Source organism: Sphingomonas sp. T1, from assembly GCF_902506585.1.
Classification (GTDB): Bacteria; Pseudomonadota; Alphaproteobacteria; order Sphingomonadales; family Sphingomonadaceae; genus Sphingomonas; species Sphingomonas aerolata.
The window spans coordinates 1-5,885 of the sequence record NZ_LR733881.1; the positions used below are offsets into that span (position 1 = coordinate 1).

Below are 5,885 nucleotides of genomic sequence, written 5' to 3' on the forward strand. Positions count from 1 at the left end.
GTGCGGGGGCGCGAGATCGCGCGGCTGGCGGCGCCGCTGGTGCACGACAATTTCGAGGGGATCGCGGTGGTGCGCGAGGGGGACGACACGGTGGTGTGGATCGTGTCGGACGACAACGAGACTGCGTTGGAGCGGACGTTGTTGCTGAAGTTTCGGCTGGAGGGGTAGCGGGGGGCGAGCGGGGTAGCGGTGTCTCGACTTCGCTCGACACGAACGGGGAGGGGACGGTGCGCCGGGCGGGCGGTGTCTCGACTGCGCTCGACACGAACGGAAAGGGGGGTGGAACGGGTTCGGTGGCGCGTGTCCGTGCGGCAAGCGCACAAACGCCGACGGCCCGCGCTCCGGTGGGAGCGCGGGCCGGGGCCGTGTCGCAGTCGCGCGGGTTAGGCGGCGGCGGCGATCTTCTTGACGACGTCGCGCTTCAGGCGGCGGGCCTTGAGCGAGAGCTTGTCGTCCGAGGTCTTGACGAGCCAGTTGTCGAGGCCGCCATTATGCTCGACCGAACGCAGGCCGTGCGTCGAGACGCGGAGACGAACGCTCTGCTCGAGCGAGTCGGAGATCAGCGTGACGTTCTGCAGGTTGGGCAGGAACGTACGCTTGGTCTTGTTGTTGGCGTGGGACACGTTGTTCCCGACCATCCGGCCTTTGCCGGTCAGTTCGCAAATGCGCGACATCTGTCTACCTATCAAGTGTCGGGAGGAACCCCGGAAAGGCGCGCGGATACCCGGCAAGCGCGGCCGCGTCAACCGATTCACCCGTTTTTGCCGATCGGCGCCCACGCGGATGCGGCGAACGGGGCGGCAGAGCGGGGCGTGCAACCGCGCGGGGTTGATCGACGTTGTTACGCCATCGAACCGGTCGACGCCCGTCATGGGTCGTGGCCTTATATAAGGGGAATTCCATGCGTACGCTCTTGTCTCTGGTCGCGATCGCGCTGCTCGCCGTCGTCGCGCTGATGTATTTCGGGATCATCAACATTGACCAGACGCGTGCCGGCGCGATCCAGACGCCGAAATTCGAGGCGGACGTCGCCAAGGTGCGGCTGGGGACCGAGACCAAGACGGTCGCGGTGCCGACGATCTCGGTCGACAAGCCGGGGACCGCGGCGGACAATGGCCAGGTGCCCGCCAACTGATCCGCGCCCGCCCTGCCCTGCGGCTTTACCTGATGGGGAAGGCAGGGCAGGGCGGGGCATGTTTCCGATCCCCGACCCGATGCGGCGCGCGCTCGACGCCGCGCGCGACGCCGCGGCGGCGGGCGAGGTGCCGGTCGGCGCTGTCGTGGTGCGTGCAGGGCAAGTGATCGCGACCGCGGCCAATGCGCCGCGCGCGCTGTGCGATCCGACCGCGCATGCCGAGATGCTCGCGATTCGCGCGGCGGCGAAGCTGCTGGGGCGGGATCGGCTGGAGGATTGCGATCTGTGGGTGACGCTCGAGCCGTGCGCGATGTGCGCGGGGGCGATCGCACACGCCCGGATCGCGCGGCTCTATTATGGGGCGGCGGATGCGAAGGGCGGCGCGGTCGAACATGGCGCGCGGTTCTTCGGGCAGCCGACGTGCCATCATCGGCCTGAGGTCTATGCGGGGATCGGGGAGCGGGAGGCTGGGGCGTTGCTGACGGGGTTTTTCCGGGAGCGGCGTCCGTAGAAAAAGAATGGGTTCGCGCGGAGGCGCGGAGGCGCGGAGATGGTGCATCCGGCCCTTCGGTCGGGAGACCCTGACCTTTAGCGCTGCCGGACGTGATCGGGCGGTCGCTTCGCGGCGTCCACACCTACTCCGCGCCTCCGCGCCTCCGCGTGAACCAAACTTCTTCTGTCTTGTGGCGCGTGCTGGTTCTTCCGGCTGACGCCGGGGCGCAGGGCCATGCGGGTTTGCGCTTTTGACCCTGGGTCCCGGCCTTCGCCGGGATGACGGGGTGATCAAGACGGGGGGATTAAGGAGAAGGGGTTCACGCGGAGGCGCGGAGGCGCGGAGGGGGTGCGTCCGGCCTTTCGGTCGGGAGACCCTGACCTTTAGCTCTGCCGGAGGTGATCGGGTGGTTGCTTCGCGGCGTCCACACCCTCCGCGCCTCCGCGTCTCCGCGCGAACCCCCCTTCTTCTACTGCAAGTCCGCCCGCACCCTGGGTCCCGGCTTTCGCCGGGATGACGGAGGGGGCGGGCGGACGGGGGTGGTTAGCGGAGGTCGTTCTGGGTGATGGGGACGATCTTCACCTCGACGCGGCGGTTGGCGGCGCGGCCGGCGTCGGTGTCGTTCGAGGCGATCGGCTGGCTTTCGCCGTAGCCGCGGGTGCCGATGCGGGCGGACTGGACGCCGTGGCTCGACAGATAATCCGCGACCGAGGTCGCCCGGCGCTGCGACAGGGTCTGGTTGTAGGAGTCGCTGCCGGTCGAATCGGTGTGGCCGTACACGTCGATATAGGTCTGGTTATACTGGCCGAGCGTCGAGGCGACCTGGTCGAGCGTGCGCTGGAACTGCGGCTGCACGGTCGCGCTGTCATAGGCGAAGGTGATGCCCGACGGGATGTTGAGGACGAGGTCGTCGCCCTGGCGGATCACCTGGACGTCGGTCCCTGCGGTGCGCGCGCGCAGATCGCGCTCCTGCTTGTCCATGTACGCGCCGACGCCCGCGCCTGCGAGGCCGCCGATGCCGGCGCCGAGCAGCTTCTCGGTCCGGTCGTTGCGCCCGCCGACGATGTCGCCGAGCAGATAGCCGCCGAGCGCGCCGCCGATGCCGCCGAGCGCGGTCTTCGAGATCGTCCGCTGGCCCGTCTCCGGATCGGTCGTGCAGGCCGACGTCGTGACGAGTGCGGCGAGCGCTGCGCCGATGAATATACCCTTGGCCTTCATGTCTCTGTCCCTTTTGATCATGCCGCAGATAACCCGGCATATTCGGCGATTGTTCCACCTGCGCACTGAACGCCCGATGACGATAAGTGTCGAGACCGGTTGTGAAGCGCGCGAATGTGCGCCAAGAGACGATCGAGCCAATGGCACCGCTTCCCCCCTTCCCCTGGATCGACGTCGCGATCATCCTCGCGCTCGTCGCGTTGAACGGCGTGTTCGCGATGAGCGAGCTTGCGATCGTGTCGTCGCGGCGTGCGCGGCTCGATGCGCTGGCGCGGACCGGGCGCAAGGGCGCGAGTGCCGCGCTGCTGCTCGCCGCCGACCCCGGCAAGTTCCTGTCGACCGTGCAGATCGGCATCACGCTGATCGGGATCCTCGCGGGCGCCTATTCGGGTGCGAGTCTGGGCACGCCGACCGCGGCGCGGCTGCAGGCGCTGGGGCTGAGCGCGAGCACCGCGGAGACGGTCGGCTTTGCGATCGTCATCGGGCTGACCACCTATGCCTCGCTGATCATCGGCGAGCTGGTGCCCAAACAGTTCGCGCTGCGATCGCCCGAGACGATCGCCGCGTTCATGGCGCGGCCGATGCGCTGGCTGGCGATCATCACCGCGCCGATCGTGTGGGTGCTCGATTCGACGAGCGCGCTGATCTTCAAGGCGCTGCGCCTCAACCGCGAATCGGAGGAGCATGTCACCGCCGAGGAACTGCACCTGATCGTCGCCGAGGCGTCCAAGTCGGGCGTGATCGAGGAGCATGAGCGCTCGATCATCTCGGGCGTGGTGCGGCTGGCCGACCGGCCGGTGCGCGAGGTGATGACGCCGCGGACCGACATCGACTGGCTCGACTGCAACTGGGATGCCGACGAGATCCGCGACACGCTGCTCGCGTCGCAGCATACGCGGCTGCCGGTCGGCGACGGGTCGATCGACCGGGTGCGCGGCGTGGTGCAGGCGCGCGACATCGCCGCCGCGCTGTTCCGCGGGGAACCGCTCGACCTCAACGTGTTGATGCGCAAGGCGCCGGTGGTGATCGACCAGATCGACGCGATGGACGCACTGATCGCGCTGCGCCAGGCGGAGGTGCCGATGGCGCTGATCCACGACGAATACGGGCATTTCGAGGGGATCGTGACCCCCGCCGACCTGCTCGCGGCGATCGCGGGCGAGTTCAAGTCGGATGCCGACCCGGACGATTCGCCGTCGGTGGTGGTGCGCGACGACGGTTCGCTGCTGGTCGCCGGCACGATGGCGGCGGATGCGCTGGCCGACCGGCTGGGCATCGACCTGCCCGAGGACCGCGATTACGCGACCGTCGCAGGGCTGGCGCTCGCGGTGTTCCGCCATCTGCCGGGCGAGGGCGAGAGCTTCGTCGAACAGGGGTGGAAGTTCGAGATCGTCGATCTGGACGGGCGACGGATCGACAAGCTGCTCGTCAGCGAGGTTTGAGGCTGGGGGTGCGAGGCTTGGAGGTTTTGCATCGCGCAAAGATGCAGATCGACTGGTCGGCTGACGCCTAATTGCCGTGATTAAGCGGTACTCCGTTGCTCATATCACGTCATCCAGTCACCAAAATCCATTGTCACCTGAACCGCATTGAGTGGCTTACACACCTCTTCAAACTCGACGCGCTTTCCCCACCAGTCGTTGATCTGATAGGTCACGCCAGCAAGTGTTAGATGATAGCCAGATGGCGTCTGTTGTCCGATGTTCTCGGGGGCCATGATTGCCACTGCGAGCAACCCGAAAAGTATCCGGTCGCTTAAGCGAATGCGGCCTCTTTCGATTAGGGCGGATGTAATTCTGGAATCAGACCCGAAGTCTGGAATGAGCTCGAAACCCTTTGGCATCTCTGCACCGTGTCCGTGCGTGCAGCGATGTATGCCATACAATACATCGGCCAAATCGGGCTGACCGCCCGGTGCCTTGGGGCGTTCCACATCTACCGGAAATCTGGTCTCATTCAGATTGATCCCCGGCATGCCCGTCGCACCGAGGATGGCATAGTTGCCGCGCAGAAACTCCGTGAACTGCTTGTTGGACGGACGCGTTGACGATGGCGTTGATGGCTGCGCCTTGGCGGCGGTACCGTCGACGGCGTTGCAAGCGTGAAGCATTGCGGACTCGAGATCGCCATTTTCGATCTCGTCGATCGTCTTGGTGACGGAACGGCCAACGTCCACGCGATTTCTCCAGATCTACCTGTGACGCATCAAACGATGAGCAGGATGAAATTGCACGGCCAACGTCCTTTAGTCACCAAGCCCAGCCGTTCGTGAAGCGATCAAGCGGCTGACCCCAATGTGGACGTTCAGCGTAGCCTTCGATCGCGCGCAAGCATGACGACAAGAATGACCGGTGGCACGAGCGTAAGCGCAAAAAGTGCCCAGATTGAGGTACAATACGCAGGCGAATCAGATGGTGCGCATCCAGGTGCGATGGAACCTGAATATGTCCATCCGCCTACGTGGATAAGCAAACTTACCAATGTCCCGGCCACAGCCCAGACGAGACCAGTCCTATCAAGGAAGTGAGGGTGCTGGCTCATTGTAAAGCAACCTACACCCAACGTTCTCTTTGACCAATGATGAGAAACTTACTGGTCTTGCATCGAGAAGCCGAGCCGGTTCAGAGTTTGCCGAAGACCGCTTCGAAGCCGGGCTTGTCGCCGGCGGCGAGGAGGCGGGATTGTTCGATCCAGCGGTCGCGGCCCATGCGGCCGGTGAAGGCGCCGAGCTGCGCGTCGATGTTCTGCGCTTCGGTTTCGGAGAGTGCGGCCATGTCGCCGACGGTGGTGACGCCCAATTCCGCGAGGCGGGTGGCGACCTTGGGGCCGAGGCCCTTGAGCTGGGTGACGGGGGCGGCTGCGTGGTCGACCGCTGGGGTCTGAGCCGGGGCAGGTGCCGGGGTCGGGGCTGGCGCCTCGGTCGGGGTGGCGGCTTCGGCGGCGGGGTTGGCGTCGAAGCTGGCGGCGGCGATCGGTTCGTCGGACAGCGGCGCGGGGGCCGGCGCGGGAGCGGCAGCAGCAGGCGCGGGGGCGACTGGC

Annotated in this window: 6 protein-coding genes and 1 pseudogene; 3 read left to right on the forward strand and 4 right to left on the reverse strand. The window is 66.2% G+C overall.

Annotation, left to right across the window (positions count from 1 at the left end):
- Nucleotides 1-383: 383 nt before the first annotated feature.
- Nucleotides 384-674 carry a 50S ribosomal protein L28 gene (gene rpmB, locus GV027_RS18310; protein WP_031395040.1) on the reverse strand — a complete coding sequence of 97 codons (291 nt, stop codon included), beginning with the start codon at nucleotides 672-674 and terminating at the stop codon, nucleotides 384-386.
- Between the two features lie 227 nt (nucleotides 675-901).
- On the opposite strand from rpmB, the gene GV027_RS18315 reads away from it, so the two are divergent.
- Entirely contained in the window at nucleotides 902-1,135 is a 234-nt protein-coding gene (locus tag GV027_RS18315; protein ID WP_031395039.1) for a hypothetical protein, read from the forward strand.
- A 79-nt stretch (nucleotides 1,136-1,214) separates the two neighbouring features.
- Nucleotides 1,215-1,646, forward strand: a complete 432-nt coding sequence (locus GV027_RS18320) for a nucleoside deaminase (RefSeq protein WP_159513098.1) — start codon at nucleotides 1,215-1,217, stop codon at nucleotides 1,644-1,646.
- 525 nt (nucleotides 1,647-2,171) lie between these two features.
- Here the strand turns inward: GV027_RS18320 and GV027_RS18325 are convergent.
- A complete protein-coding gene (locus GV027_RS18325) occupies nucleotides 2,172-2,846 on the reverse strand; it encodes an OmpA family protein (RefSeq protein WP_056406963.1) in 675 nt (224 codons plus the stop codon).
- A 140-nt stretch (nucleotides 2,847-2,986) separates the two neighbouring features.
- On the opposite strand from GV027_RS18325, the gene GV027_RS18330 reads away from it, so the two are divergent.
- Nucleotides 2,987-4,288, forward strand: coding sequence for a hemolysin family protein (locus tag GV027_RS18330; protein ID WP_107045480.1), 1,302 nt, complete (start codon nucleotides 2,987-2,989; stop codon nucleotides 4,286-4,288).
- A 104-nt stretch (nucleotides 4,289-4,392) separates the two neighbouring features.
- Here GV027_RS18330 and GV027_RS18335 read toward each other — a convergent pair whose 3' ends face one another.
- Entirely contained in the window at nucleotides 4,393-5,022 is a 630-nt protein-coding gene (locus tag GV027_RS18335; RefSeq protein WP_159513097.1) for a hypothetical protein, read from the reverse strand.
- A gap of 445 nt (nucleotides 5,023-5,467) precedes the next feature.
- A pseudogene (locus tag GV027_RS18340) lies at nucleotides 5,468-5,885 on the reverse strand (hypothetical protein); the annotation flags it as partial.

What these genes read in the sequence shown, in the direction of transcription:
- rpmB (WP_031395040.1), bottom strand. Translation starts at nt 674, where the DNA reads ATGTCGCGCATTTGCGAACTGACCGGCAAAGGCCGGATGGTCGGGAAC.
- GV027_RS18315 (WP_031395039.1), top strand. Translation starts at nt 902, where the DNA reads ATGCGTACGCTCTTGTCTCTGGTCGCGATCGCGCTGCTCGCCGTCGTC.
- GV027_RS18320 (WP_159513098.1), top strand. Translation starts at nt 1,215, where the DNA reads ATGCGGCGCGCGCTCGACGCCGCGCGCGACGCCGCGGCGGCGGGCGAG.
- GV027_RS18325 (WP_056406963.1), bottom strand. Translation starts at nt 2,846, where the DNA reads ATGAAGGCCAAGGGTATATTCATCGGCGCAGCGCTCGCCGCACTCGTC.
- GV027_RS18330 (WP_107045480.1), top strand. Translation starts at nt 2,987, where the DNA reads ATGGCACCGCTTCCCCCCTTCCCCTGGATCGACGTCGCGATCATCCTC.